Raw genomic sequence first — 25,528 nt, 5'->3', positions numbered from 1 at the left:
TGCCGCGTGCGCCCCGTCCTGTCGAGAGCTTGCATGGCGCGCACGCGGCGGCGGCGCGGTTGAGCGGGTATTGCGAACACGTTGCGAACACGTTGCGCACATGTTGCGCGCCGCGAAGGACGCCGCGAAGGGCGGCATGACGGACGCGCCTTGACGATTCACCCGGGCACGCCGTTCAGGCCCGGATTCCGACCCGGATGGACGCACCGGTCCACGGACGGCAGCGCGGGCGGGCGGGATTTATAATGTCGTCCGGCTTTCCCGTTGCGCCGCCCCGCGCGCGCCTCACTCCTCGCTATTCCATGCCCGAACTGCTCGCGAATCTGAACCCCGAACAACACGCCGCCGTCACGCTGCCAAACGAACCGGCGCTCATTCTGGCCGGGGCGGGCAGCGGCAAGACGCGCGTGCTCATCACGCGCATCGCGTGGCTGATCCAGCAGGGTCTCGCCTCGCCGATGACCATTCTCGCCGTGACCTTCACGAACAAGGCCGCGCGCGAAATGATGAGCCGTCTGCAGGCCATGATGCCGATCGACACGCGCGGCATGTGGATCGGCACCTTTCACGGTCTCTGCAATCGCATGCTGCGCGCGCATTATCGCGACGCGGGCCTGCCGCAGACCTTCCAGATCCTCGATACGGCCGACCAGCTGTCGGCCATCAAGCGTCTGATGAAGGGCCTGAACATCGACGACGAGAAGTACCCGGCGAAGAACCTCCAGTACTTCATCAACAACGCGAAGGAGCAGGGCCTGCGTCCGAAGGACGTCGACGTCACCGACGACTTCAACCGCAAGTTCGTCGAGCTGTACGAGGCCTACGACCAGCAGTGCCAGCGCGAAGGCGTGGTCGATTTCGCCGAGCTGCTGCTGCGCTGCTACGAACTGCTGTCGTATAACGCGCCGCTGCGCGCGCATTACCAGAGCCGTTTCCGCGACATTCTCGTCGACGAGTTCCAGGATACCAACAAGCTCCAGTACGCGTGGCTCAAGCTGCTCGCGGGCCCGGGCAACGCGATCTTCGCGGTCGGCGACGACGACCAGTCGATCTACGCATTCCGTGGCGCGAACGTCGGCAACATGCGCGACTTCGAAGAGGAATTCCGCGTCAAGCATCTGATCAAGCTGGAGCAGAACTACCGCTCGCACGGCCATATTCTCGATGCGGCGAACCATCTGATCGCGCATAACTCGCGGCGTCTGGGAAAGAATCTGCGCACCGACGCGGGGCACGGCGAGCCGGTGCGCGTCTACGAGGCGGCCACCGATTCGCAGGAAGCAGGCTGGATCGTCGAAGAGATTCGCGCGCTCATCAACCAGGGGCTTGCGCGTCACGAAATCGCGATTCTGTATCGCAGCAACGCGCAGTCGCGCACGATCGAGCACACGCTCGTGAACGCCGGCGTGCCGTACAAGGTGTATGGCGGGCTGCGCTTCTTCGAGCGTCAGGAAGTGAAGCACGCGCTCGCGTATCTGCGCCTGATCGACAATCCGAACGACGACACCGCCTTCGCGCGCGTCGTGAACTTCCCGACGCGCGGCATCGGCGCGCGCTCGATCGAGCAACTGGCCGACGCGGCGCGTCTGTACAACTGCTCGATGGCCGCGGCGATTCCCTACGTCACGGGCAAGGCGGGCACGAGCCTCGGCGCGTTCGCCAATCTGGTCGCGAAGATGCGCGCCGAAACGGCGCAGATGAGCCTGCCGGAAACCGTCGAATACACGGTGCGCATGAGCGGTCTCGCCGAGTTCTATCAGAACGAGCGCGAAGGCCAGGACCGGCTGGAGAACTTGCAGGAACTCGTGACGGCGGCCACGGCCTTCGTCAGCGAAGAGGGCTACGGCATGGACACGCCGGCGCGCTCGATTCCGCTGCGTCCGGGCGCGAGCAAGGCGCCGGAACTGGTCTCGCAGGACGGCGAAATCGAAGTGCTCGACGCGGCCACGATCACCGATCCCGCGCAGAATCCCGACGTCATGACGCCGCTCGCGGGCTTCCTCTCGCACGCGTCGCTCGAAGCGGGCGACAACCAGGCGCAGGCGGGCCAGGACGCCGTTCAGCTGATGACGGTGCACGCGGCGAAGGGCCTGGAATTCACGGCGGTGTTCATCACCGGTCTCGAAGAGGGCCTGTTCCCGCACGAGAACAGCGCGATGGAAGCCGACGGTCTGGAAGAAGAGCGCCGCCTGATGTACGTGGCGATCACGCGCGCGAAGGAGCGGCTGTATATCTCGTTCGCGCAGAGCCGTCTGCTGCACGGCCAGACGCGCTACAACGTGCGCTCGCGCTTCTTCGACGAGCTGCCGCAGGAGTCGCTCAAGTGGCTCACGCCGAAGGTCGAGGCGGGCGCGCGTTGGGGCGGCCGCTCGGATAACGCGGGCTGGGGCCGCGACTGGTTCTCGCGCGGCGGCAATGGGAGCGGCGGCAATGGTGGCGGCTCGCGCGATCGCGACGCCTACGTGGCCGACAAGACGCCGCTGCCGTCCTACGCGAACGAACAGCGCGCCGCCGAGTCGGGTTTCCGCGTCGGTCAGGCCGTGTTCCACACCAAGTTCGGCGAGGGTGCGATCATCGCGCTCGAAGGCAGCGGCACCGATGCCAAGGCGCAAGTCCGCTTCAAGCGCCACGGCGAGAAGTGGCTCGCGCTGGCGGTGGCCAAGCTCCAGGCCGTCGACTGACGCACACGCCAAAGCGTAAAAAACGGGCGTGCCACGGCGCACGCCCATCACGCCTTTTCCGGAAGATTCCGACGATGAACACCACTTCCCGTCCGCTCGGCGTGCTCGCCGCGCTGCCCCAGGAACTCGGCGACCTGATCGCCGCCATGCAGGCCGAATCGGGCGTCGTCACGCGCACCTTCGGCAAGCGCGATTACCACCTCGGCACCGTGCACGGCGCGCCGTGCGTCGTCACGCTGGCGCGCGTCGGCAAGGTGGCGGCGGCGGCCACGACGAGCGCGCTGATCCACGCGTTCGATGTCGATGCGATCGTGTTTACCGGCGTGGCGGGCGGCGTGGGCGAGAACGTGCACGTGGGCGACGTGGTGGTCGGCGAAACGCTGCTCCAGCACGACATGAACGCCGAGCCGCTGTTTCCGCGTCACGAGATTCCGCTGCTCGCGCGCTCGCGTTTCGACGCCGACCGCGCGCTCGCCGATGCGCTGGCCGCCGCGTGCGAGCGCTTCATCGCGGAAGAGGGCGACGCGCTGTCGGCGCAGTTCGGCGCCGCGCTGCCGCGCCTCGCGAACGCGCGGCCGGGCGTGCATCGCGGCCTCGTGATCAGCGGCGATCAGTTCGTCGCGAGCGCCGCCGCCGTGGGCGCGTTGCGCGCGCTGCTGCCCGACGCGCTGGCGGTGGAAATGGAAGGCGCCGCGATCGCCCAGGTCTGCCACGAATACGACGTGCCGTGCGCGATCGTGCGCACCATCTCCGACACCGCCGACGAACACGCGAGCACGTCGTTTTCGTCGTTTCTCGCCGATATCGCCGGCACCTACTCGACCGGCATTCTCAAGCGTTTTCTCGCGGCCTACACCCCGGTCGCGCGCTGATTTTCAGCGACCTTGGCGTTCGCCTGCGGCGTTGACCGCCTCGCGAATCTGCTGGAGCGCCGACGCATCTTCGATCGTCGGCAGATCGCCCGGCTCGCGGCCTTCCGCGAGCGCCGCGATCGCGCGGCGCAGCAGCTTGCCCGAGCGCGTCTTCGGGAGCATCGAGACGAAATGCACGCGCGCGGGCCGGCCGATCGCGCCGAGCTGGCGGTCCACCGTCGTCGCGATGGCCGTGGCGAGCTTGTCCGCCGCTTTCGGGTCGGCCGCCGCCGCGGCGTCGCGCAACACCACGAAGGCGAGCGCGGCCTGGCCCTTCACCGCATCGTTGACGCCGACCACGGCTACTTCAGCCACCGCCGCGTGCGACGAGATCGCTTCTTCGATCTCGCGCGTGCCGAGCCGATGCCCGGCCACGTTGATGACGTCGTCGGTGCGCCCGAGGATCGTCACGTAGCCGTTTTCATCCTGCATGCCCCAGTCGAAGGTCGAATACACCTGCTGGCCGGGCACGCTTTCCCAGTACGTTCTCACGAAGCGCGCGTCGTCGCCCCAGACCGTCTGCATGCAGCCGGGCGGCAGCGGATAACCGAGGGTGATGACGCCTTTTTGGCCGCTCGCGCAGGGCTCGCCGGTGTGCTCGTCGCGCAGCACGAGGTCGTAGCCATAGCAGGGCACGCCCGGCGAACCGAGCTTCTGCGGCAGCGCTTCCACGCCGCCCTGGTTCGCCAGCATCGGCCAGCCGGTTTCGGTCTGCCAGTAGTTGTCGACGACCGGTTTGCCGAGCGCGTCCGAAATCCAGGTGGCGGTCGGTTCGTCGAGCGGTTCGCCCGCGAGAAAGAGCGTGCGCAGGCTCGACAGATCGGCGGCGTGCAGCAGCGCCGGGTCCTGCTTCTTGAGCACGCGGATCGCCGTGGGCGCGGTGAACATCAGGTTGATCTTGTGCTGTTCAACGAGCCGCCACCAGATGCCGCCGTCGGGGCGGATCGGCGTGCCTTCGTACATCACCGTGGTCATGCCCGCGAGCAAGGGCGCGTAGATGATGTAGCTGTGGCCTACGACCCAGCCGATGTCCGAGGCGGTGAACATCGTATCGCCCGGGCGGCCCTCGAAGATGTAGTCGATCGACGCCGCGAGCGCGACCGCGTAGCCGCCCACGTCGCGCTGCACGCCCTTCGGTTTGCCCGTGGTGCCGGAGGTGTAGAGGATGTACGAGGGCTCGTTCGATTCGAGCCATTCACACGGTATGCGGGCGTCGTAAAACTGCTCGCGCAACGGCTCGTAGTGGACCAGATAGGGCGCGTCGAGGCGTTCGGGTGCGAGCTGGCGGTCGATCAGCAACACGTGCGGCGGCGCGTGTGCCGCGCGCGACATCGCTTCGTCGACGAGCGGCGCGTAGTCGATCACCTTGCCGCCGCGCGCGCCGGCGTCGGCGCTCACGAGCAGCATGGGCTTCGCGTCGTCGATGCGGGCGGCGAGACTCGGCGCCGCGAAGCCGCCGAACACGACCGAATGGATCGCGCCCAGCCGCGCGCAGGCCAGCATGGCGAACACGGCCTCGGGAATCATCGGCAGATAGATCAGCACGCGGTCGCCGCGCTTGACGCCCAGCGAGCGCATCACGGCGGCCATGCGGTTCACTTCGGCGTGCAGGTCGGCGTAGGTGTAGCGGCGCTCGATGCCGGTTTCCGTCGAGACGTAGACCAGCGCGTTCTGCTGCGCGCGCGAGGCGAGATGGCGATCGACGGCGTTGAAGCACAGGTTCGTGCGCCCGCCTGTGAACCAGCGCGCGAAGGGCGGATTCGAGCGGTCTAGCACGGCGTCGAAGGGCGTTTCCCAGTGGACGCGCGCGGCTTCGCGGCGCCAGAAGGCGTCGGGCTGTTCGATCGACTCGCGGTGAAAATCGCGGTAACGGCGCATGAGGTGTTTCCTCCCGTGCGATGGGGCGCGGACTGCCGGAACTGGCCCTGGAGTGTCGAGCATAGTGCAGTGCAATGCGAGCGGGCAACGCGGGTTGACCCGTGGGCGCGGCGCGGATCCGGCGGGCGTGGCGGCGATGTGGCGAAAGCGGCCCGCGCGTTCGCCCGCGTCAGGCGATTTCGTCGGCGCAGCCGGCGCGCTCCGCGCGATGTTCGGTGCGATGTTCGGCGGCCTCGGTCGCCGCGAGCGGCTGGGGGCGCGCATGCCAGCGCCGCAGCCAGCGGCAGGCGGCCGCGACGGCCGGATCGAGCTGGGCGCGCACGGCGTCGTGGAGATCCGCGCCATATTCGGCATGCGCTTGCGGCTGCACGCCGATCAGCACCAGTTCGCGCGGATAGCGGCCCTTGAGCTGCGCGCAGGCGAGCGCATCGGCGAAATCCATCTGGTGCAGATTCACGGCGTGCGTGCGCAGGTGCGCCGTGGCGTCGTCGCCCGCGCGCGCGCACAGCGTGCCGGGCGGCTGGCCAAAATCGGCGGCATTGAACACGATCATGCGCTGCGCCGACTCCACGAGCGGCAGGAGCGCGCGGCCCTGCGTGCCGCCATCGACGCACTCGACATGCGGCGCGCACTGCCACGCCGATCTGAGCCGTTCGAGCGCGCGCACGCCGAAGCCCGCGTCGCCCCATTGCACATTGCCGATTCCGAGCACGACGATGCGCCCCGGCGTGAGCGCGCGCGCCGTCGTTTCCGACAGCGCCGCATGGCCGGACGCAAAGATAAAAGGAAGGTGCTCGGAGAGAAAACCCACGCTGGCAATCCGATCTAGGACGTAAAAATAAGAATAGTCCTAGGTGCAGCCGGTTTTGGGTTTGATGACCGTCAATGACGCGGAGATTTGGACTGTTTCTGAGACAATTTTTTCAAGCCCGAATGGTCGGCCGTCGGCCAATGCCTGGAATCTGGCAAGAACTGTCATGCGAACTTCAGGTGCGCGCGTCCGTGCGCACCACGAAAAAGAGCGCCCGAAGGCGCTCTTTTTCGTGTCCCGTGCTCGCGGGCGTCGGCGGACCGGCTGGCCGCGCGACGCTAGCGCGCACGTTCGGCGCTTGCTCAGGCGCCGGGCTTCACGACCACCGTGCAGGTCGTGCCGGCCGCGAGCACCATGCCGTCGGGCACCTTGTCGATGTGGATGCGCACCGGCACGCGCTGCGCAAGGCGCACCCAGTTGAAGGTCGGATTCACGTCGGCGAGCAGTTCGCGGCTTTGCGGATTGTCGCGGTCGTAGATGCCGCGCGAGATGCTTTCCACGTGACCTTCGAGCGTGCCGCCGCTCATCAGTTTGATCTCGGCCTTGTTGCCCACCTTCACGTGCGGCAGCTTGGTTTCCTCGAAGTAGCCGTAGACCCAGAACGAGTGGCTGTCGACCACGGCGAGCTTCGCCTGGCCCGCGATCGCGTAGTCGCCCTTGAACACCTGCAGATTGGTGATGTAGCCGTCGACCGGCGAGATCACGCGCGTGCGTTCGAGGTTGAGCTTGGCGGCGTCGAGGGCGGCGATCGCCTGCTGATACTGCGCCTGCGCCGAATTCGCGGTGTGCGAGGCGTTTTCGCGGTTTTCCTGCGAGACCACGAGGCTGTCCATGTCGGCGCGGCGGCGGGCGTCGTCGAGCTTCATGGTCAGCTCGGCCTTGCGCGCGGCCACGGCGGCCTCGGCCTGCTCGACGGCGATCTGATAGTGCGACGGGTCGATCTGCATCAGCAGGTCGCCCTTGTGCACGAACTGGTTGTCCTTCACGGGCAGCTCGACCACCGCGCCTGAGACGTCGGGCGCGATGTTCACCACTTCGGCGCGCACGCGGCCGTCGCGCGTCCAGGGTTCGTCCATGTAGTGGACCCACAGCGCGCGGCCCACGAGGATGGCGATGACGAAGATGATCGCCGTCGCGATAAAGCCAATGATATTTCTGATGGTCATGATTCTACGTAGCCGGTTCAACGATAGACGGCGAGTCCGAGCACGCAGCACACGACTACGAGCAGACTCACGCGAAACAGGGACGGGTGCCACACGAGACGGTAGAGGCCGGTGCGGGCCAGCACGGAATCGAGCACCCAGGTGATCGCCGCGCCCAGGATGAAGAGCAGGACGATCGCCGGAATGTAGGCGTCGAGAAACGCAACGTCACGAGGCATGATGGGCTCCTTGCGCATTGCCGGAAGTGGGGGCCGCGCCGTTCTGGCTGAACGGCGCGAGCGGCGATTGCGGATCGATCAGCGCGGTGCGGATGAAATGCAGATGGCTGAGGATGCGCTGCACCGGATGGCGTTCCTCGCGCGGCGCTTCGTCGTTGAGCACGCGTTCGAGCAGATCGCGGCAGGCGGCGATGGCGCCTTCGTTCGCGGCGAGCGCGGCGGCGTAACGCTGCGCGCCCGGCTGGTCGAACAGCGCGCTCAGGTTCTTGAGCGTCGCGTCGACGTGGCCGCGCCAGGCCGTGTCCTTCGCGAAGCGCGGATGCGCGGGCAGCGCGGCCAGATCCTCACGCAGATCGATCGCGGCGTTGCCGGTTTCGAGCGTCGCGAACATCCAGCGCAGCGTCTCCTGGCGGAACGCCTGATCGTTGCCCGCGAGCGCGCTGAGCTGGAACATCAGGTCGCGCGTGCCGCTTTCGAAGCGGTTGCGCAGACCCGAAAGGCCGGTCAGCCGCGCGCGGCACGCATGCACCACCTGGCCGCGCAGATTCGCGAGCAGACGGTTGCGCAGCCACGGCGTCGACGGCGGCAGCAGCACCGCGAACGCGGCGGCCGAGACGACCATCGAAAGACACAGCGCGAGCGCATCGTTGATATAGCCGGTCGGGTTGTACTGCACCACGTTGTCCGGGCCCGCGAGGAAGCACAGGAAGATGCAGTAGCCCATGCCGTAGCCCGCGTAGGCCGGACGCGTCGTCAGGAACACGCCGAAGGCGAGCGCGGGCGCGAGCGCGACGCACAGCATCGGAAAGCCGTCGATGTGCGGGAACACGCCGAAGGTCAGGATCATGCCGACGAGCGACGCGAGCATCGTGCCGCCCGCCATCTGGCTCGCCATGCGCGCGGGCTGCGGCGAGGCCGAGGCGAGCGCGCAGGTGGCGGCGGCGTTGAGCACGAGGTTCGTGCCGCTCGGCCAGGCCGTGGCGATCCAGAACGCGCCCAGCAGCCCCATCACGATCGCAGCGCGCACGCCGTGCACGCCCGCCGCGACGAGGTTGGTCTTGGGCACGTAGCGCGCGATCCACTTTTCGCGTGCGTGAGTGTCGACGGCGAGCGAGGCGTAGGTCGCCGTGTACTCGTTCATCTCGTGCACGAAGCGGTAGAACAGCTCGGTGGCCGTGTCGAAGTCGAGCAGATCGGACGGCGCGTGCACCTCGCCGATGGCGCGCGCCGCGGCTTGCGCGGCTTCGAGCTGCGCGCGCGTGTCGCGCACGCGTTTGGGCAGCGTCGCGCGATACGCTTCGAGCTGCGCGGCCACATGCACGGCGTCGGCGGCCTTGAGCACGGGCTCGCCCGCCTTGTCGAACAGCGGCGCGATCTCGCGGAAATACGGTTCGAGCGCCTCGACGGTCGCGAGCTTGCCTTCGTCGCGCAGACGGTTCATCAGCTGATGCAGCGCGTGAAAGCGCGTCGAGGCCGACATGAACTCGGTGTTCATGCGCGCGAGACGTCCGGCGCGCATGCGCGAATCGGGCGATTCGAACACGGCGGTGCTGCGGCTCGCCTCGAAGCCGACGATGTCGGCCACGAAGCGCGCGTTGGTCGCCTCGATCTGCGAACGGTCCACGCGGCCGCCCAGCGACGCCGACACGTAATCGACGAACGACGAGAAGCGGCGGCGCACCGTCGAGCGCAGCAGCTCGCCGGTGTAGCGCGGGAACACCACGGCGCTCACGAAGCCCGAGGCGAGGATGCCGAGCGAGATCTCGGCCACGCGCGTCATCGCCGACATGAAGGCGCCGTCGGGATGCTGTGAGGCCGGAATGCCGATCAGCGCGGCCGTGTAGCCCGCGAGCACGAAGCCGTACGAGCGGAAGTTGCGGTTGCGCGCCGCGCCCGCCGTGCAGATGCCGACCCACAGCGCCGTGCTCGCGATGAAGAGTTCGGGCTGCTGCGCGAACAGGCCGATCAGCGCGAGCATCACGACGAGGCCGACCAGCGTGCCGCAGATCCGGTAGAAGCTCTTGGCGAACACCGCGCCGCTTTGCGGCTGCATGACGATGAAGACCGTCGTCATGGCCGTGCGCGGCGAGGGCAGGTCGAGCTTCATCGCGATGCCGAGCGCGAGCAGCGCCGCGGCGATCGCCTTGAACAGATAGAGCCAGACGAGGCCGTCGGTGTTCGCCCAGTCGGCGAACGCCTTCACGACGCTCTGGCCGTCCCGCGCGGAAGTGGGTGAGGAGGCTTGCATGGACGTGCGCCTCAGTTCGCCGGGTTCGCCGACGGGTTCGCCGACGTGGCCGCGCCCGCGGTGCTATCCGCGCTGTCGGCATTCTCGCCGCCGGACTTCGGCGCGAGCAGCGCGGCCGGCATCAGCGGGATCGAGCGCGTCTTCTTGCCGTGCGCGGGCAATTGCTCGGCCTGCGTCGGGCCCTTCGCGGACGGATCGTTCGATGCGTCGACCACGCCGCCGCCCAGCGCCGTCACGAGCGTCGCGTGCGCGCCCAGACGTTCGGCCTGAATGCGCGCCACGCCTTCCTGCGCACGCAGCAGCTGCGATTGCGCGATCAGCACGTTCAGATAGTCGGTCAGACCGCGGCGATAGCCTTCCTGCGAGAGGTCGTAGTTGCGCTGCGCGGCCGCGACCGAGCGATGCGCGTCCTCTTCCTGGGTCGCCAGCGAGCGCATGCGCACGACCTGGTCGGCGATTTCCTTGAGCGCGGTGACGATCGTCTGGTTGTACTGATCGACCGCAAAGTCGTATTCCGCCGACTGCGCGCCGAGTTGCGCGCGCAGGCGTCCGCCGTCGAAAATCGGCAGTGACAACGCGGGACCGGCCGCGTAGCTGCCGCTCATCGACTTGAGGAACTGGAATAGCGGGCCGGCGGCGGCATAGCCGCCCATCGACACCAGCAGGTTCACGTTCGGATAGAAGTCCGCCTTCGCCACGTCGATGCCTCGCGCCTGGGCGGCGACGGTCCAGCGCGCCGCCACGACATCCGGGCGATGGCCGATCAGCTCCGCCGGCAGCGCCGAGGGCAGGCCGGCCGGCGCCGACAGCACGAGCGCCGGACGCGTGATGGATTCGCCCGCGCCCGGACCCTTGCCCGCGAGCGCCGCGAGCTGGTTCTTGCCGAGCGCGATCGATTCTTCCAGCGCGTCGATCTGGCGTTCGTACTCGGGCAGCGGCGTTTCGGCCTGGCTCACTTCGAGCTGGGTGCCGATACCGCCCTTCAGGCGGCGCTGCGCGAGCGCGAGAATTTTCTGCTGTTCGCCGAGCGTCTGCTTCGCGATGTCGAGCAGCGCGTAGTTCATCGACATTTCGATGTAGGCGCGCGTGACGTTCGCTTCGAGTTCGAGCTGTGCGGCGCGCGCGTCGGCGGCCGTGGCGTGCGCCATGTCGAGCGCGCGCTCGGCGTTGTTCTTGTCCTGCCCCCAGAGATCGAGGTGATAGGACAGGCCGAGCGAGGCCGTGTTGTTCCACGTATTCGAATTAGCGAGCGAGCCGGGACCGTAGTAGATATTGTCCGACCAGTGCTGGCGCTGCACCGACATACTGCCGTTGATTTGCGGCAGCAGGCCGGCCTGGGCGACGCCCGCCATCGCGCGCGCTTCGCGAACGCGTGCCTGCGCGCCCGAGAGCGTCGGATTGCCCGCGATCGAGGCTTCGATCCAGGCATTGAGCTGCGGGTCGTTATAGGCGCGCCACCAGTCGCTGGCGGGCCATTGCGCGTCGGTATTGGCGGCGCGGATAGCCGTGCCCGCGTCCAGATCGGCCGCTTCCACGTGTTTCGCTTGCGGTGCGATTCCCCCGGTACTGGCGCAGCCCGCGATTATCAACGAGAACGTAAGAACCGTGAGTGCGGCGAGTCCTTTCGGTACCGGTGACTGCACGTTTTACTCCTTAACTTGGCTATAGATCACTGTGCGTCATTATATTTTTTGCTCGATTGGCGAATAACTGGTAAGGATGCAAGGCATTTTTACGGGATGTGAGATAATAGATTTTACGAAACGTGTAACAATTCGTCCGTCAGATAGAGGATTGGTATGGATACGCTTCAAAACATGCGGGTATTCGTGCGGGTGGTCGAAGCCGGCAGCTTCACCGGCGCGGCTCAGCACCTGAATACGACGACGGCGTACGCGTCGCGCGCGGTCTCCGATCTGGAGGCGCATCTGCGCACGCGTCTGCTGAACCGCACGACGCGCCGCATCGCGCTCACCGAGGCTGGCGAGCGTTATCTGCAACGTTGCGAGCAGATCCTGGCGTACGTCGATCAGGCGGAAGCCGAGGCCGGCGACGCGCATGCGCGTCCGTCGGGCAAGCTCAAAGTCCATGCCATGACGAGCTTCGGCCAGCACTATGTGGTGCCGGCGGTGGGGCAGTATCAACAGATGTATCCGGACGTGCAGGTGGAGCTGACGCTCGCGCAGCGCATGCCGGACCTGCTCGACGAGGGCTACGACGTCGCGCTCGTGCTGGCGACCGATCTGCCCGATTCGGGTTTCGTCTCGCAGCGGCTGACGAGCGCGTTCAGCATTGCGTGCGCATCGCCCGCCTATCTGGAGCGGCGCGGCGTGCCGCAAAAGCCCGCCGATCTCGTCAACCACACCTGTCTGCAACTCGTGACGCCGGTGTTTCCAGTGTCGCAATGGCAGTTCAGCGGCCCGAACGGCAACGAGACGATCGATCTGGGCGCAGCGCCCACGTTCCAGGTGAACGTGGCCGAGGCGCTGGCCGTGGCGGTGAGCGAGGGCATGGGCGTGGGGCTGCTGCCGATTTATTCGGCGATCAGCGGTCTGCGCAGCGGCGAACTCGTCTGGATCCTGCCCGAGTACACCTCGCAGGAGATGAACGTCTACGCGATGTATCCGTCGCGCCAGTATCTCGATGCGAAGATCCGCACATGGGTCGAGCTGCTGCGCGAAAAGCTGCCGACGACGCTCGCCGAGGATCAGGCCGAACTGCGTCGTTTCGCGCGCACCTGAGTGAATACCTGAACGCGCAGGGCGCCGGCCCGGCCCGTTATTGGGGCGGACCGTGACACGCTGTTACAGGATCGGGTTCTCGCAACACTTGCTTACGCACGGCCGCGGGGCGGCTTGGTAAGGTATCGGGACTGAAACGTCAATTCGCCAGAACCTGAGGATTTCCATGGATACGCATCTGATGATCGGCATCGCCGTGATGATGGGCCTGATCGGCATCGCCGCATCGCGCGACCTGCTGCGCATGCGCCGCGCGCAGCTCCAGCCCGTCGCCCTGCGCGTGCAGCGCCCGGTTGATCGTTCGCGGCCGCTGCGCTGATTGTCGCGATCAAGCGCGATTTAGCGCGATTTAGCGCGATCGAGCCCAATTTAGCGCGCGCCAGCTTTCCTTGCCTCACCGAGCCGGCTCCGTTCGCGAGCCGGCTGCCATGAAGCGGCAACGCTTCGTCTGACTTAAATTTCCACGACCTTGTCCCACGCGAAGGCCGGATTCTCCGGCAGGCCCGTGCGCCGGTCGCGATAACCGCGCGGATTGCACACCACGCGCGTGCCGCCGACCGTGTAGTCGAAGCACGTATGCGTGTGGCCGTGCACCCAGAGCGCGGCGGGCGCACCCACCAGCGCGCCGAGATCGCTCACGAATCCCGCCGACACCGGATCGGTCGCATAACGCGCCGCCAGGCTCTGCCGATGCGGCGCGTGGTGCGTCACCACGATCGTCTTGCCCGCAAACGGCTTCGCCAGTTCCGCCTCCAGCCACGCGCGCGAGCGCGCATGCAGCGCGAGCGAATCCGCGGGCGTGAAATCACGCGCGCCCGCTTGCGGACTGTCCGGCCAGGACACCTGAATCAAACCCTTGAAATCGAGCATCACGCGCAGCGCCGATGCGATGGCGGCCTCGCGCGCCGCGTCGCTCGCGCCGAACAGCGCGAAGTCGGCCCACAGCGTCGTGCCGAGCACGCGATAGCGGCCCTGCGGATCGACATAGACGCCGTTGTTCAGGAAGTGTACGTTGTCGAGCGTCGCGGCGGCGTCGCGCATCGCCGCTTCGAGCGCGCCGAGTTCGCCGTCGTAATACTCGTGATTGCCCGGCACGTAGATCACCGGCACGTCCGCGTCGAAGGTCTCGGCGGCCCAGCGCAGCCCGAGCCCGTGATTGTGGATGTCGCCCGCGAGCACGACGAGGTCGGCGTCGGCGTGCGGGATCAGGTCCGGCTCGTCGTTTTCCAGATGCAGATCGGACAGCACGCGAACTTTCACATCGGCTCCTTGCGCGTTCAGCGACGGGTTCAGCGACGTCTTCAGCGAATCACTTTGCCCGGATTCATCAGATCGAGCGGATCGAGCGCGTGCTTGATCGCGCGCATCATCGCCATTTCGACTTCGCTCTTGTAGTGCGCGTTTTCGTCGACTTTCAACTGGCCGAGGCCGTGTTCCGCGCTGATCGTGCCGCGATGACGCGCGACGCTGTCGTAGACGATGCGGTTCAGCGTTTTCTCGTTTTCCGCAAGAAAGCGCTTCGGGTCGCCGCCCTCGGGCGCCTGCACGTTGTAGTGCAGATTGCCGTCGCCGAGATGGCCGAACGTGACCATGCGCGCGCCGGGCACCGTGCGGGCGATTTCGGCGTCGGTTTCCTCGATGAAGTGGCCGATGCGCGAAATCGGCACGCCGATATCGTGCTTCACGTTCAGCCCTTCCTGCGCCTGCGCGAGCGGAATGTGCTCGCGGATATTCCAGAACGCCTGCGACTGCGTGAGGTTTTCGGCGACCACGGCGTCGTCGACGAGACCTTGTTCGAGCGCCGCTTCCATCAGCTTCTCGAACAGCGCGCGGCCGTGTTCCTCGCTTTCGTTATCCGAGAGTTCGAGCAGCACGACCTGCGCGTGGCGCGCCTGGAACGGATAGCGCAGTTGCGGGAAGTGACGATTGACGAGCTGCATGCAGAAGTCCGACATCAGCTCGAAGCCGGTCAGCAGCGGGCCCGCGTAGCGCTGCGCGAGCGAGAGAAAGTCGAGCGCGGCGTGGGCCGAGCCGAGCGCCGCGAGCGCGGTGACGCGCGCCGCCGGTTGCGGATGCAGCTTCATGACCGCCGCCGTGATGATGCCGAGCGTGCCTTCCGCGCCGATGAACAGATCGCGCAGATCGTAGCCCGTGTTGTCCTTGCGCAGTCCGCGCAGGCCGTCCCAGAGTTCGCCTTGCGGCGTGACCACTTCGAGACCGAGACACAGCTCGCGCGTGTTGCCGTAGCGCAGCACGCCGGTGCCGCCTGCGTTGGTCGACAGATTGCCGCCGATCGTACAGCTGCCTTCCGCGGCGAGCGAGAGCGGGAACAGACGACCCGCGTCGGCGGCGCGCGCCTGCACTTCGGCGAGGATCACGCCCGCTTCGACGGTGATGGTGTTGTTGTGCGCGTCGATCTCGCGCACGCGATTCAGGCGGCGCAGGCTCAGGACCGCTTGCGCGCCGCTCGTGTCGGGCGTCGCGCCGCCTGCCAGGCCCGTGTTGCCGCCCTGCGGCACGATCGCGACGCGATGGGCGTGCGCGAGTTTCACGATGGCGGCGACTTCATCGGCGTTGGCCGGGCAGAGCACCGCGAACGCCGCGCCCTGATAGCGCTTGCGCCAGTCGGCGAGGTAGGGCGCGGTGTCGTGGGCGTCGGTGAGCACGTGCTGCGCACCGATGGCGGCGGCGCAGGCGTCGAGGAAGGCGGGCTGGACGGAGGCTTGGGTGTCGGTCATGGTGAGTCGGGTGTCTCGGGCGGGCGCGTCGGCGGTGGCGGCGTGCGGGCGCTGTTGTTCGATGTCGGTTGGGCTTGTTCGGTGCGGATCGGTGCTGTTCGGGGCGGGTGCTTGCTGCGCGTGGCGTGATGTCGGCGCGGCGTGGCGGGACGGCCAAAGGGCTAGTTTGACACGTCGGACGCGCTGCCGGGCGCGGCGCGGGCAGTGCGCTTATCGTGGCTGCTTTGAGACTTTGTTGACGGCGCGCCAGATGTCGTCCCCAGTTGTCGCACCCAACTGTCGTACCCAGACGCGCAGCCTTATTGTGCCCCGCGTTTCGCGCGCCGCGCTGCCCGCTTGTAAGGCGCGACGTAAGCCAGCGCGCAGGCAAAGAAGCCGGTCGACAGCGCCACCTCGACCCAGCCGAGCAGATTGCCCGGCGCGGGATCGGTCATGCCGCGCACGATGCCTTCGGCGAAGTAGAGCAGCACCAGCATCGACGCCCATTGCAGCGTATAAAGCCGTCGCCGCAGCACGCCGGGCAGCGCGCAGGCGAGCGGCAGCGCTTTGAGCACGAGCGCGCTGCCGCCGGGGCGCAGCGGCGCGAGCCGCCATTCCCAGGCAAGGCAGAGCAGCGTGAGCGCGGCCAGCATCGCAAAGGCGCCGAGCGCGGCAAAGCGTCGGCCGGCGACGCGGCCCGGCGCGCCGATTGCTGCGAGATCGCTGGCAAACGTTGATGTCGATTCCGGTCCGATGTCGCGCATCGGCACATCGTCGCGACGCGAATTGCCCGATGACGGTAAAGTGCGCGGCTCCGTGGCGGACGAGGCGGTGGAAGCAGCCTTGGCCGCATGATCAGCGTTCGCTGGTTTGTCCGCTTCGTCCGCGCGATTCACGGCCGTTCGCCTTGAGCGAGCGCCAGCGCCGAACGTGCGAGCCGCACGCCCAGCGCGACCGCGAGCGCTTTTTCGTCGGCGCTCAGGCCGTGGTTGCGTCCGTCCGGGCGCGCGTGATGCGAGGCGCCGTAAGGCGTGCCGCCGCCTTCGGTCGAGGCGAGCGCGCTTTCGGTGTAGGGAATGCCGACCAGCAGCATGCCGTGATGCAGCAGCGGCAGCATCATCGAGAGCAGCGTGCTTTCCTGGCCGCCGTGCAGGCTGCCGGTGGAGGTGAACACGCAGCCAGGCTTGCCCGCGAGCGCGCCCGCGAGCCACTGCGGCGTGGTGCCGTCGAGAAAATACTTGAGCGGCGCGGCCATGTTGCCGAAGCGCGTGGGCGAGCCGAGCGCGAGGCCGGCGCATTCCTCGAGGTCGCGCAGCTCCGCGTAGGGCGGGCCGTCGTCGGGAATGTCGGGCGCAGTGGCTTCGCAGACCCTGGACACGGGCGGGACCGTGCGCACGCGCGACTCGGCGCCCGGCACGCTGTCGATGCCCTGGGCGATGGCGCGCGCGAGTTCGCGCGTGGCGCCATGGCGGCTGTAGTAGAGCACAAGAATCGGTTTCATCGGACCTCGTCGGTGGACGGGATATTATAGGGGTTGGGTTCGCCGCCGATGCGGCCCAACGGTTGATGCTTCCTCGTCAGACGCACCTCGTTAGACGCATCGTTTCAGCAGGGCAGGCCAATGGATGTGTTGTCGAAAGTCCGGATCGATCTCGATATCGTGAAGCGTCTCGCGCGCTTCGCGGCGCGGCGTAGTCGCGAGGATCGCATTCCCCAGGTCGCGGGCAGCCTCACGTTCACGACGATGCTCTCGCTCGTGCCGCTCGCCACCGTGGCGTTCGCGCTGTTTACGGCGTTTCCCATCTTCGCGTCGTTCCAGAATTCCCTTCAGGGTTTTCTCGCCGACCACCTGATGCCGGCGCAGATCAATAGTCAGATCTTCAAATACCTGAACCAGTTCGCGTCGAAGGCCAAGGGCCTCACGACCATGGGCATGATCGTGCTATTCGTGACCTCCGTCATGACGATGATGACGGTCGAATCGGCCTTCAATCTGATCTGGCGCGTGCGCAAGGCGCGCCCGTTCGCGCAGCGCGTGCTGGTGTACTGGGCGATTCTCACGCTCGGGCCGATCCTGATTGGCGTGAGTCTGTCGATTTCGTCGTATCTGTTCACGCGCTCGCTCGCGATTGCCACCGAGCAGCATGTCTCGATGGTGTTCGACTGGCTGCTGATCGGCGCCTCGCTGCCGCTGACGGCGCTCGCGTTCACGATGCTCTATGTCTATCTGCCGAATTGCCGCGTGCAGTGGCGCGACGCGTTGGTGGGCGGCGTGGCGGCGGCGATTGCGTTCGAGCTGGCCAAGCGCGGCTTCGGTTATTACGTGCGCCGCATTCCCACTTATACGGCGGTGTACGGCGCGTTCGCGGCGGCGCCGATGTTCCTGCTCTGGATGTATCTGAGCTGGTTCATCACGCTGGTGGGCGCGATGATTACCTCGGCGTTGCCGGAAATCCGCACCGGGCGATTCAACCGTCCGCGCTTTCCGGGTAGCGATCTGCTCGATGCGCTCGAATTGCTGGCGGGTCTCGCGGAAACGCGCGACGCCGGCCGACCCGGCATGACCGGCGAGCAACTCGCGCAACTGCTGCGCCGCGACCTCGCGACAGTGACACGGCTTATAGCCGGTCTCGAAGACGACGAACTGATCGCCCGGCTGGAAATGGACGGCGCGAAGCCGCATTACGTGCTGATCGCGAATCCCGCGCGCATTTCCGTGGAGCGGATTTTCGGGCGTTTCGTGATCGACCGCGAGGAGCTGGCGTATCAGCTCAAGTCGAGCGATATCGATTCGCATACGCTGCTGGCCGCGCTGGAAAACGACAAGCTGTCGATCTCGCTGGCTTCCTTGCTGGCCGCGCGCCGCGAACTCGCGCGGCTGGCGGAGGCGGGCGACTCCCCCCCTGCGCTGCCGCATCCTGCGGGTTGAGGCGGGCAAGCGGCGCGAACGGCCGCTTGCATTGGGCACTGGCCGCGTCGGCTAGAGCGAAATCTTTCCGCGGCAGATATCCGAAAACATGACCCAATCGCCCATCAGGCTATAGATGGGATGGCGGAACGTGGCGGGGCGGTTCTTCTCGAACACGAAATGCCCGACCCACGCGAAGCCGTAGCCGCACACGACGGCGGCGGGCAGCCAGAGCCAGTTGCCGGTGGCGATGGCCATGGCGACGCAGCCGATCACCCCCAGCGAGCCCACGAAATGCAGGCGCCGCGACATGAGGTTGCTGTGCTCGCTCAGGTAGAACGGATAGAACTGCGCGAAATTCGCGAAGTGTTGCTCGGTGTGGGTGGCGTGGCTCATTGTCTCCTCCGTTGCGCTTCCGGCTTGACCGGCGAGCGCTTGAGGGCCGAGGCGCAAGCTGCGCGCCCGAAAGCCGCCTCGCTGCGCGGCCAGAAACCATTCTGCGGCGAATCGAACGACCGTGCAACCCGGACAAACGGCAGGTGATGCGTGGCGGGTTGGCGCGCGTCCGGCGGCAGCGTTTCACATGCTTGTATGCCCGCTGCTCAGCCGTTTCCGACCCTTGGCGCGGCGAAGCGATAGAGTGCGTCGAGCGTGGCGTCGGGCTGCTCCGTCATCAGCGCGTGTCCGGCGTCGAGCGCGACGGTGTCCACTTCACGCGCCTGAGTCAACGCGTCAGCGATGGCGCGGGCGGCACGCGGCGGCGTCATGGCGTCGCGCTGTCCAACGATCAGCCGCACCGGGCAGCGCACTTCGGCGGCGCTGGTCAGGCCGTCCGCGTACGCGTTGCAGGCAGCGAAGTCGGTGTGAAAAAGCTGCGGCTCGCCGTGCGCGGACACACGCTGCATCAGCCGCTGGTTCATGCCGCGCAGCCATGCGCCCGGTCCCGGACTCGACGGCTTGGCCGCGAGCGTGGAATGCGACCACGCGTTGACGAGCGCAATGGCTTCGTCCTCGCGCTCGCGGGCCGCTTCCAGCAGCGCGGGCGATACCGCCATCGGGAAGGCCGTGGCGAGCAGCGCGATGCACGCGGCCCGGGCCGGATAACGCGCCGCGAATTCGAGCGTGACGAGCGAACCCATGCTGTGGCCCGCGACGAAAATATCTTGCTTGTCGGCCGGGCACACCGCGTCGAGCAGCGCGGCCAGCCAGTCGGCCAGCGCGCCGATGCTCTTGAGCGCCGGACCCGCGCTGCGCATATGGCCGGGCAGATCGACGGCCAGCACGCTGAAGCCGTGATGCGCGAAATAGCGCGATTGCAGCGCCCAGACGCTGTGATCGTGCTGCGCGCCGTGCACGAAAACGGCGATGGGCCGTTGGGGATCGAACGCCCGCCCGCCCGTGTAGGCGTAAGCCGCTTTGCCCGCGACATCGACGATCATGACACCTCCTTGCGCGCGGCCGCGCCGGTTTTGGCCGGCGCTTTCTGCGAAATCTTGAGCGCTCGCTTGAGGTCGTCGATCAGATCGTCGGGGTCTTCCAGACCGATCGACAGACGGATCGTGCCCGCGCCGATGCCCGCCGCGGCAAGCGCCGCCTCGTCCATGCGGAAATGCGTGGTGGAGGCGGGATGGATCACGAGCGAGCGCGCGTCGCCGACATTCGCGAGGTGCGAGAACAGCGTGAGCGATTCGATGAACCGCTTGCCCGCGTCGCGGCCGCCCGCGAGGTCGAAGCTGAACACCGCGCCCGCGCCGCGCGGCAGCAGCCGCCGGGCGAGCGCGTGGTCGGGATGGTCCGGCAGTTCCGGATAGGCGACCGTCTCCACCGCGTCGTGCGAGTCGAGAAACTCGACCACGCGCCGTGTGTTGGCCACATGCCGTTCCATGCGCAGCGGCAGCGTTTCGATCCCTTGCAGCAACTGCCACGCAGCTTGCGGATGCAGACAGGCGCCGAAGTCGCGCAGGCCTTCGCGGCGCGCGCGCAGCAACAAGGGCGCGACGCTGCTTTCCTCGCTGAACACCATGCCGTGAAAGCCCGCGTAGGGTTCCGTGAATTCGGGAAAGCGCCCCGACGCCTCGAAGTCGAAGGTGCCGCCGTCCACCAGCACGCCGCCGATGGTCGTGCCGTGGCCGCCGAGAAACTTGGTGGCCGAGTGATAGACAAAATCTGCGCCATGATCGAACGGGCGCAGCAGATACGGCGTGGTGAAGGTGGAGTCGACGAGCAGCGGCACGCGATGGTCATGTGCGATCTGCGCGACGGCGGCGATGTCGAGCACATCGAGGCCGGGATTACCAAGCGTTTCGCCAAACAGCAGACGCGTGTTGGGCCGCAACGCCGCGCGCCAGGCGTCGAGATCGCCCGGTTTCACGAAGGTGGTCTCGATGCCGAAGCGGCGCAGCGTGTAGTCGAGCAGGTTGTGCGAGCCGCCATAGAGCGCCGCCGACGCGACAATATGCGCACCCGCGCCCATCAGCGTGGCGATCGCCAGATGCAGCGCCGCCTGGCCACTGGCGGTGCCAATCGCGCCGGCGCCGCCTTCGAGCGCCGCGACGCGTTCCTCGAACACGGCGACCGTGGGATTCGAGATGCGCGAGTACACATGGCCCGCGCGCTCCATGTTGAAGAGCGCGGCGGCGTGGTCGGTATCGCGGAACGAAAACGACGTGGTCTGATAAATCGGCGTGGCGCGCGCGCCGGTGACGGGGTCGGGGGCGGCGCCGGCATGCAGCGCGAGCGTGTCGAAGCGGGGATCGGACATTCTGGCAGCACGGCCGGCGCGAACCGGCGATGGGTGAAAGGTGAGGGCATCGTATCACCGGCCCGGGCGTGCGGGGACGCATCGGAAACCCCGGCCTCATCGGCAAAAATACGTCGGCGAAAAGCATTTCAGGGCCGATTCATAGGGGTTTCGGGCCGATCGGCGCGCCGTCCCGCGACTTTTCTTTTGCCTCCCTTTCCGCTAGGATCGAAAACAGGTAGGTATCTTTTCAGCATCTCCCCCCACGATTTGACGGTTTTTCCGTCGACCTTTTTGCCAGGGACCCGAGTCGGACGCGCCCGGGCCCGCACAGGAGACACATCATGCGTGTGAGCGATATTCTCAAGGTCAAGGGCAATACGCTCTACACCGTCACGCCCGACACGTCGCTGCACGAAGCAGTGAACACCATGGCCGAACACGACATCGGCTCGCTCGTCGTCATGGAGTACGGCGATCTGGTCGGCATGCTCACGTTCCGCGAGATCATCATGACGCTGCGTACGAATGGCGGCAGCGTCGGCACCAGCACGATCCGCAAGGTCATGGACGACCATCCCATTACCTGCACGCCTGAAACCGAAGTGGACGAAGTGCGCCGCATGATGCTCGAGCATCACGTGCGTTACCTGCCGGTCATGGAAAGCCGTTCGCTGATGGGCGTGATTTCGTTCTACGACGTGGCGAAGGCGGTGGTCGAGGCCCAAGGCTTCGAAAACAAGCTGCTCAAGGCCTATATTCGCGACTGGCCGGAAGAGGAACGTCAGCCGGCGCGTTGAAACGCGCGAGCCCGTCCGAACCAGCATCAAAAAGCGCGCGTCAAGCGCGCTTTTTCACGTCTGGCGCTCGACTCTGACAGCATAAATCCAACTCAATGAACGAACGTTCCTTGCCTGCGACGGAAACCACCGACCGCGCGGCGACCGCCCACGCTTCGCAGTTCGCGCTGCTGCGCCAGCGCCGTTTCGCACCGTTTTTCTGGACGCAATTCCTCGGCGCGATGAACGACAACGTGTTCAAGATCGGCTTCACGTCGCTCGTCACGTATCAGGCGGCGCGTTTTTCCGGCGTCGATCCGAAGACCGTCGCGTTCCTGATTTCGGCGATTTTCATCGTGCCGTTCGTGCTGTTTTCCGCGACGTCGGGCCAGATCGCAGACAAGTACGACAAGGCCGTGCTCACGCGCTGGGTCAAGACTTTCGAGATCGCGGTGATGCTGGTCGGCGCGGCGGGTTTCTGGATGCACAGCGCGCCGCTGCTGTATGTCTGCACGTTTCTGATGGGCGTGCATTCGACCGTGTTCGGGCCGGTCAAGTACGCGTATCTGCCGCAGAATCTGGCTGAGGACGAACTCGTCGGCGGCAATGGGCTCGTCGAAATGGGCACGTTCGTGGCGATTCTGATCGGCACGATCATGGGCGGTATTGCCGCGGGCATCGGCGCGAGCGATGCGCCTCGCGCCGCCGTCACGGTTACGCAAGCCGCCATGCAGAGCGCCACGCCCGCGGGCGCCTGGTGGCTGGGCGGCATGTGCATCGCGATTGCGCTGATCGGGCGCGTGGCCTCGTCGTTCGTGCCGCCGTGCGCGCCGTCGCAGCCCGGGCTGCGCATCAACTGGAATCCGTTCTCGGAAACCTGGCGCAATCTGCGGCTCGCGCACGGCAATCGCACGGTTTTCCTGAGCCTGCTCGGCATTTCGTGGCTGTGGTTCGTGGGCGCGACCTTTCTGGCGTCGTTCTTCAATTTCGCGAAGGACGTGCTGTTCGCCGATGCCGATGTCGTCACCGTGCTGCTCGCGATGTTCTCGCTGGGAATCGGTTTCGGCTCGCTGCTGTGCGAAAAGCTGTCGCGGCGACGCATCGAGATCGGGCTCGTGCCGCTCGGCTCGATCGGCATGAGCGTGTTCGGCATCGACCTGTTCTTTGCGAGTCACGCGCTGCCCGCCGCGCCGCATTTGCTGTCGGTCGGCGAATTCCTCAGTCTGCCCGCGCACTGGCGCGTGCTCGCGGACCTGTTCCTGCTCGCCATGTTCGGCGGTTTCTATAGCGTGCCGCTCTACGCGCTGATCCAGAGCCGCAGCGAACCGAGCCACCGCGCACGCATCATCGCCGCGAACAACATCCTGAACTCGCTGTTCATGATCGTTTCGGCGCTGATGGCGATGGGGCTCACGGCAGCGGGCGTCGGCATTCCGGGCATTTTTCTGACGACGTCGCTGCTCAATATCGTCGTCGCCGCATACATCTACGGGCTGGTGCCCGAGTTTCTGCTGCGTTTTGTCGCGTGGGTGCTCGTGCATACGATCTATCGCGTGCGCCTCGTGCATGCGGAGCGTATTCCCGCAGAAGGTCCGGCGGTACTGGTCTGCAATCACGTGAGCTATGTCGATGCGGTCGTGATCATGGCCGAAAGTCCGCGTCCGATCCGTTTCGTGATGGATCACCGGATTTTCCGTTCGCCGCTGCTCGGTTGGCTGTTCCGTCACGCGAGGGCAATTCCGATCGCGCCGGCGCACGAAGACGCGACGCTGCTTGCGAAAGCGTACGACACCTGCGCTCAGGCGCTCGCCGAGGGCGATCTGGTCTGCATTTTCCCCGAAGGCAAGCTGACGAAAACCGGCGACATGAATCCGTTCCGCCACGGTGTGACGGAAATCCTCAAGCGCACACCCGCGCCCGTGGTGCCGATGGCGCTGCGCGGCCTGTGGGGCAGCGCGTTTTCGCGGCATGCGGCGTCGGGGCAGGAGCGGCCGGTGCGGCGCGGGCTGACGAGCCGGCTCACGCTGGCGGTGGGCGAGCCGATCGCGCCCGCCGACGTGACTGTCGACGGTTTGCAGGAGATCGTGGCGGAGTTGCGCGGCGCGCGCCGCTAGCGGGTTGCGCGCGCGGCGTGTGCGCGTGGGGCGAGGCAAGCCGGGCGGCCCGCCGCGCGGACTGGCATAATGTCGGATTCCCCGATTCACTTTGGACGACCGCCATGTCCGGCAACACGCTCGGTACGCTTTTCACCGTCACCACCTTCGGCGAATCCCACGGCCCGGCCATCGGCTGCGTCATTGACGGCTGCCCGCCCGGCATGGCGCTCACCGAAGCCGACATCCAGATCGATCTGGACCGCCGCCGTCCCGGCACGTCGCGTCACGTCACGCAACGCCAGGAAGCCGATCAGGTCGAAATTCTCTCCGGCGTGTTCGAAGGCCGCACGACGGGCACGCCCATCGCGCTGCTGATCCGCAACACGGACCAGCGCAGCAAGGACTACGGCAATATCGTCGAGACCTTCCGGCCGGGCCACGCCGACTACACCTACTGGCAGAAGTACGGCATTCGCGACTATCGCGGCGGCGGCCGTTCGTCGGCGCGTCTGACGGCGCCGACGGTCGCGGCGGGCGCGGTCGCGAAGAAGTGGCTGCGCGAGCGCTTCGGCGTGGAAGTGCGCGGCTACATGAGCGCGCTCGGCGAGATCGCGGTGCCGTTCGTCGACTGGCAGCATGTGCACGAGAATCCGTTCTTCGCGCCGAACGCCGACGTCGTGCCGCAGCTCGAGGACTACATGGACGCGCTGCGCAAGGACGGCGACTCGATCGGCGCGCGCATCAACGTGGTGGCGAGCGGCGTGCCGGTGGGCTGGGGCGAACCGCTGTTCGACCGCCTCGACGCCGACATCGCGCACGCCATGATGGGCATCAACGCGGTGAAGGGCGTGGAGATCGGCGCGGGCTTCGCGAGCGTCGCGCAACGCGGCTCGACGCACGGCGACGAACTCACGCCGAACGGTTTCCACGGCAATCACGCGGGCGGCGTGCTCGGCGGCATTTCGACCGGCCAGGACATCACCGTGTCGATCGCCATCAAGCCGACGTCGAGCATCCGCACGCCGCGCCGTTCGATCGACAAAGCCGGCGAGCCCGCGGTCGTCGAAACCTTCGGCCGCCACGATCCGTGCGTGGGCATTCGCGCGACGCCGATCGCCGAAGCCATGCTCGCGCTCGTGCTGATCGACCACGCGATGCGTCATCGCGCCCAGAACGGCGACGTCGTGGTGACGACGCCGAAGATCGCGGCCAGCGACGAGTGATTCGTTGCGTGCGCATGCAGTGCGCCGGGTGCTTTCGGCGCCGCAATAAAAAAACCGCTCTGAGGAGCGGTTTTTTTATGCCTGTGATCGGGCTTACATATTCGGATAATTCGGCCCGCCGCCACCTTCCGGCGTGACCCAGACGATATTCTGCGTCGGGTCCTTGATATCGCAGGTCTTGCAGTGCACGCAGTTCTGCGCGTTGATCTGCAGACGGTCGCTGCCGTCGTCGTTCTTCACGAACTCGTAGACCGCCGCCGGACAGAAGCGCGCTTCCGGACCCGCATACGTGCGCAGATTCACATCGACCGGCACCTTCGCATCTTTGAGCGTCAGATGCGCGGGCTGATTCTCTTCGTGATTCGTGTTCGAAATAAACACAGAAGAAAGACGATCGAACGTGAGCTTGCC

Annotated in this window: 22 protein-coding genes; 8 read left to right on the top strand and 14 right to left on the bottom strand. The window is 66.6% G+C overall.

The window, feature by feature from the left end:
• Positions 1 to 302: 302 nt before the first annotated feature.
• Together BMY06_RS34730 and BMY06_RS34725 are read left to right on the top strand one after the other, a co-directional pair.
• Positions 303 to 2,681, top strand: coding sequence for a UvrD-helicase domain-containing protein (locus BMY06_RS34730; RefSeq protein WP_074987441.1), 2,379 nt, complete (start codon positions 303 to 305; stop codon positions 2,679 to 2,681).
• A 74-nt stretch (positions 2,682 to 2,755) separates the two neighbouring features.
• A complete protein-coding gene (locus BMY06_RS34725; RefSeq protein ID WP_074987440.1) occupies positions 2,756 to 3,553 on the top strand; it encodes a 5'-methylthioadenosine/adenosylhomocysteine nucleosidase in 798 nt (265 codons plus the stop codon).
• Between the two features lie 3 nt (positions 3,554 to 3,556).
• Here BMY06_RS34725 and BMY06_RS34720 read toward each other — a convergent pair whose 3' ends face one another.
• The 6 genes from BMY06_RS34720 to BMY06_RS34695 form a co-directional block, all read right to left on the bottom strand.
• Positions 3,557 to 5,470: a propionate--CoA ligase gene (locus BMY06_RS34720; RefSeq protein WP_074987439.1), complete on the bottom strand. Its 1,914-nt coding sequence runs from the start codon at positions 5,468 to 5,470 to the stop codon at positions 3,557 to 3,559.
• A 169-nt stretch (positions 5,471 to 5,639) separates the two neighbouring features.
• Complete coding sequence (locus BMY06_RS34715; protein ID WP_231957815.1) at positions 5,640 to 6,281, bottom strand: HyaD/HybD family hydrogenase maturation endopeptidase; 642 nt, start codon at positions 6,279 to 6,281, stop codon at positions 5,640 to 5,642.
• A gap of 302 nt (positions 6,282 to 6,583) precedes the next feature.
• Positions 6,584 to 7,447 carry an efflux RND transporter periplasmic adaptor subunit gene (locus tag BMY06_RS34710; RefSeq protein ID WP_065065866.1) on the bottom strand — a complete coding sequence of 288 codons (864 nt, stop codon included), beginning with the start codon at positions 7,445 to 7,447 and terminating at the stop codon, positions 6,584 to 6,586.
• Between the two features lie 17 nt (positions 7,448 to 7,464).
• Positions 7,465 to 7,668, bottom strand: coding sequence for a DUF1656 domain-containing protein (locus BMY06_RS34705; protein ID WP_173816805.1), 204 nt, complete (start codon positions 7,666 to 7,668; stop codon positions 7,465 to 7,467).
• A complete protein-coding gene (locus BMY06_RS34700) occupies positions 7,655 to 9,913 on the bottom strand; it encodes an FUSC family protein (RefSeq protein WP_074987438.1) in 2,259 nt (752 codons plus the stop codon). Before BMY06_RS34700 ends, BMY06_RS34705 begins: the two co-directional genes overlap by 14 nt.
• Before the next feature lie 11 nt (positions 9,914 to 9,924).
• Complete coding sequence (locus BMY06_RS34695) at positions 9,925 to 11,556, bottom strand: efflux transporter outer membrane subunit (protein WP_074987437.1); 1,632 nt, start codon at positions 11,554 to 11,556, stop codon at positions 9,925 to 9,927.
• 156 nt (positions 11,557 to 11,712) lie between these two features.
• Here BMY06_RS34695 and BMY06_RS34690 point away from each other — a divergent pair, with 156 nt between their 5' ends.
• Together BMY06_RS34690 and BMY06_RS39795 are read left to right on the top strand one after the other, a co-directional pair.
• Positions 11,713 to 12,654: a LysR family transcriptional regulator gene (locus BMY06_RS34690; RefSeq protein ID WP_065065862.1), complete on the top strand. Its 942-nt coding sequence runs from the start codon at positions 11,713 to 11,715 to the stop codon at positions 12,652 to 12,654.
• Positions 12,655 to 12,820: 166 nt separating this feature from the next.
• On the top strand, positions 12,821 to 12,973 hold the full coding sequence (locus BMY06_RS39795; protein ID WP_167371430.1) for a hypothetical protein: 153 nt from the start codon (positions 12,821 to 12,823) through the stop codon (positions 12,971 to 12,973).
• A gap of 134 nt (positions 12,974 to 13,107) precedes the next feature.
• On the opposite strand, the gene BMY06_RS34685 is transcribed toward BMY06_RS39795, so the two are convergent.
• The 4 genes from BMY06_RS34685 to wrbA all read right to left on the bottom strand — a co-directional run bounded on the left by BMY06_RS34685 (position 13,108) and on the right by wrbA (position 16,872).
• Positions 13,108 to 13,914, bottom strand: a complete 807-nt coding sequence (locus tag BMY06_RS34685; protein ID WP_074987436.1) for a metallophosphoesterase — start codon at positions 13,912 to 13,914, stop codon at positions 13,108 to 13,110.
• 41 nt (positions 13,915 to 13,955) lie between these two features.
• Positions 13,956 to 15,392: an FAD-binding oxidoreductase gene (locus BMY06_RS34680; RefSeq protein WP_065065860.1), complete on the bottom strand. Its 1,437-nt coding sequence runs from the start codon at positions 15,390 to 15,392 to the stop codon at positions 13,956 to 13,958.
• Between the two features lie 299 nt (positions 15,393 to 15,691).
• Positions 15,692 to 16,135: a DUF2069 domain-containing protein gene (locus tag BMY06_RS34675; RefSeq protein ID WP_065065859.1), complete on the bottom strand. Its 444-nt coding sequence runs from the start codon at positions 16,133 to 16,135 to the stop codon at positions 15,692 to 15,694.
• Between the two features lie 128 nt (positions 16,136 to 16,263).
• Entirely contained in the window at positions 16,264 to 16,872 is a 609-nt protein-coding gene (wrbA, locus tag BMY06_RS34670; RefSeq protein WP_074987435.1) for an NAD(P)H:quinone oxidoreductase, read from the bottom strand.
• Positions 16,873 to 16,992: 120 nt separating this feature from the next.
• Between wrbA and BMY06_RS34665 the strand changes: the two genes are divergently transcribed.
• The gene (locus tag BMY06_RS34665; protein WP_173816803.1) at positions 16,993 to 18,300 is read left to right on the top strand and encodes a YihY family inner membrane protein; all 1,308 of its coding nucleotides are present in this window, start codon (positions 16,993 to 16,995) and stop codon (positions 18,298 to 18,300) included.
• A gap of 51 nt (positions 18,301 to 18,351) precedes the next feature.
• Here BMY06_RS34665 and BMY06_RS34660 read toward each other — a convergent pair whose 3' ends face one another.
• The 3 genes from BMY06_RS34660 to BMY06_RS34650 all read right to left on the bottom strand — a co-directional run bounded on the left by BMY06_RS34660 (position 18,352) and on the right by BMY06_RS34650 (position 21,040).
• The gene (locus BMY06_RS34660; RefSeq protein ID WP_065065857.1) at positions 18,352 to 18,675 is read right to left on the bottom strand and encodes an Mpo1-like protein; all 324 of its coding nucleotides are present in this window, start codon (positions 18,673 to 18,675) and stop codon (positions 18,352 to 18,354) included.
• 206 nt (positions 18,676 to 18,881) lie between these two features.
• On the bottom strand, positions 18,882 to 19,718 hold the full coding sequence (locus tag BMY06_RS34655; RefSeq protein WP_074987434.1) for an alpha/beta fold hydrolase: 837 nt from the start codon (positions 19,716 to 19,718) through the stop codon (positions 18,882 to 18,884).
• Complete coding sequence (locus BMY06_RS34650) at positions 19,715 to 21,040, bottom strand: O-acetylhomoserine aminocarboxypropyltransferase (protein WP_074987433.1); 1,326 nt, start codon at positions 21,038 to 21,040, stop codon at positions 19,715 to 19,717. The genes BMY06_RS34655 and BMY06_RS34650 overlap by 4 nt, the downstream gene beginning before the upstream one ends.
• Before the next feature lie 323 nt (positions 21,041 to 21,363).
• Between BMY06_RS34650 and BMY06_RS34645 the strand changes: the two genes are divergently transcribed.
• The 3 genes from BMY06_RS34645 to aroC all read left to right on the top strand — a co-directional run bounded on the left by BMY06_RS34645 (position 21,364) and on the right by aroC (position 25,117).
• Entirely contained in the window at positions 21,364 to 21,819 is a 456-nt protein-coding gene (locus BMY06_RS34645; RefSeq protein ID WP_065065854.1) for a CBS domain-containing protein, read from the top strand.
• 95 nt (positions 21,820 to 21,914) lie between these two features.
• Complete coding sequence (locus tag BMY06_RS34640; protein ID WP_074987432.1) at positions 21,915 to 23,912, top strand: MFS transporter; 1,998 nt, start codon at positions 21,915 to 21,917, stop codon at positions 23,910 to 23,912.
• A 104-nt stretch (positions 23,913 to 24,016) separates the two neighbouring features.
• A complete protein-coding gene (gene aroC, locus BMY06_RS34635) occupies positions 24,017 to 25,117 on the top strand; it encodes a chorismate synthase (protein WP_065065852.1) in 1,101 nt (366 codons plus the stop codon).
• A 93-nt stretch (positions 25,118 to 25,210) separates the two neighbouring features.
• Here the strand turns inward: aroC and BMY06_RS34630 are convergent.
• On the bottom strand, positions 25,211 to 25,528 hold a 318-nt coding region (locus BMY06_RS34630; protein WP_208608916.1), incomplete at its 5' end, for a 4Fe-4S dicluster domain-containing protein.

The sequence above is a fragment of the Paraburkholderia tropica genome, assembly GCF_900109265.1.
In the GTDB taxonomy this organism is placed as follows: Bacteria; Pseudomonadota; Gammaproteobacteria; order Burkholderiales; family Burkholderiaceae; genus Paraburkholderia; species Paraburkholderia tropica.
Note: the sequence above shows the minus strand (reverse complement) of the source record. Positions and strands in the feature narration are given on the sequence as shown.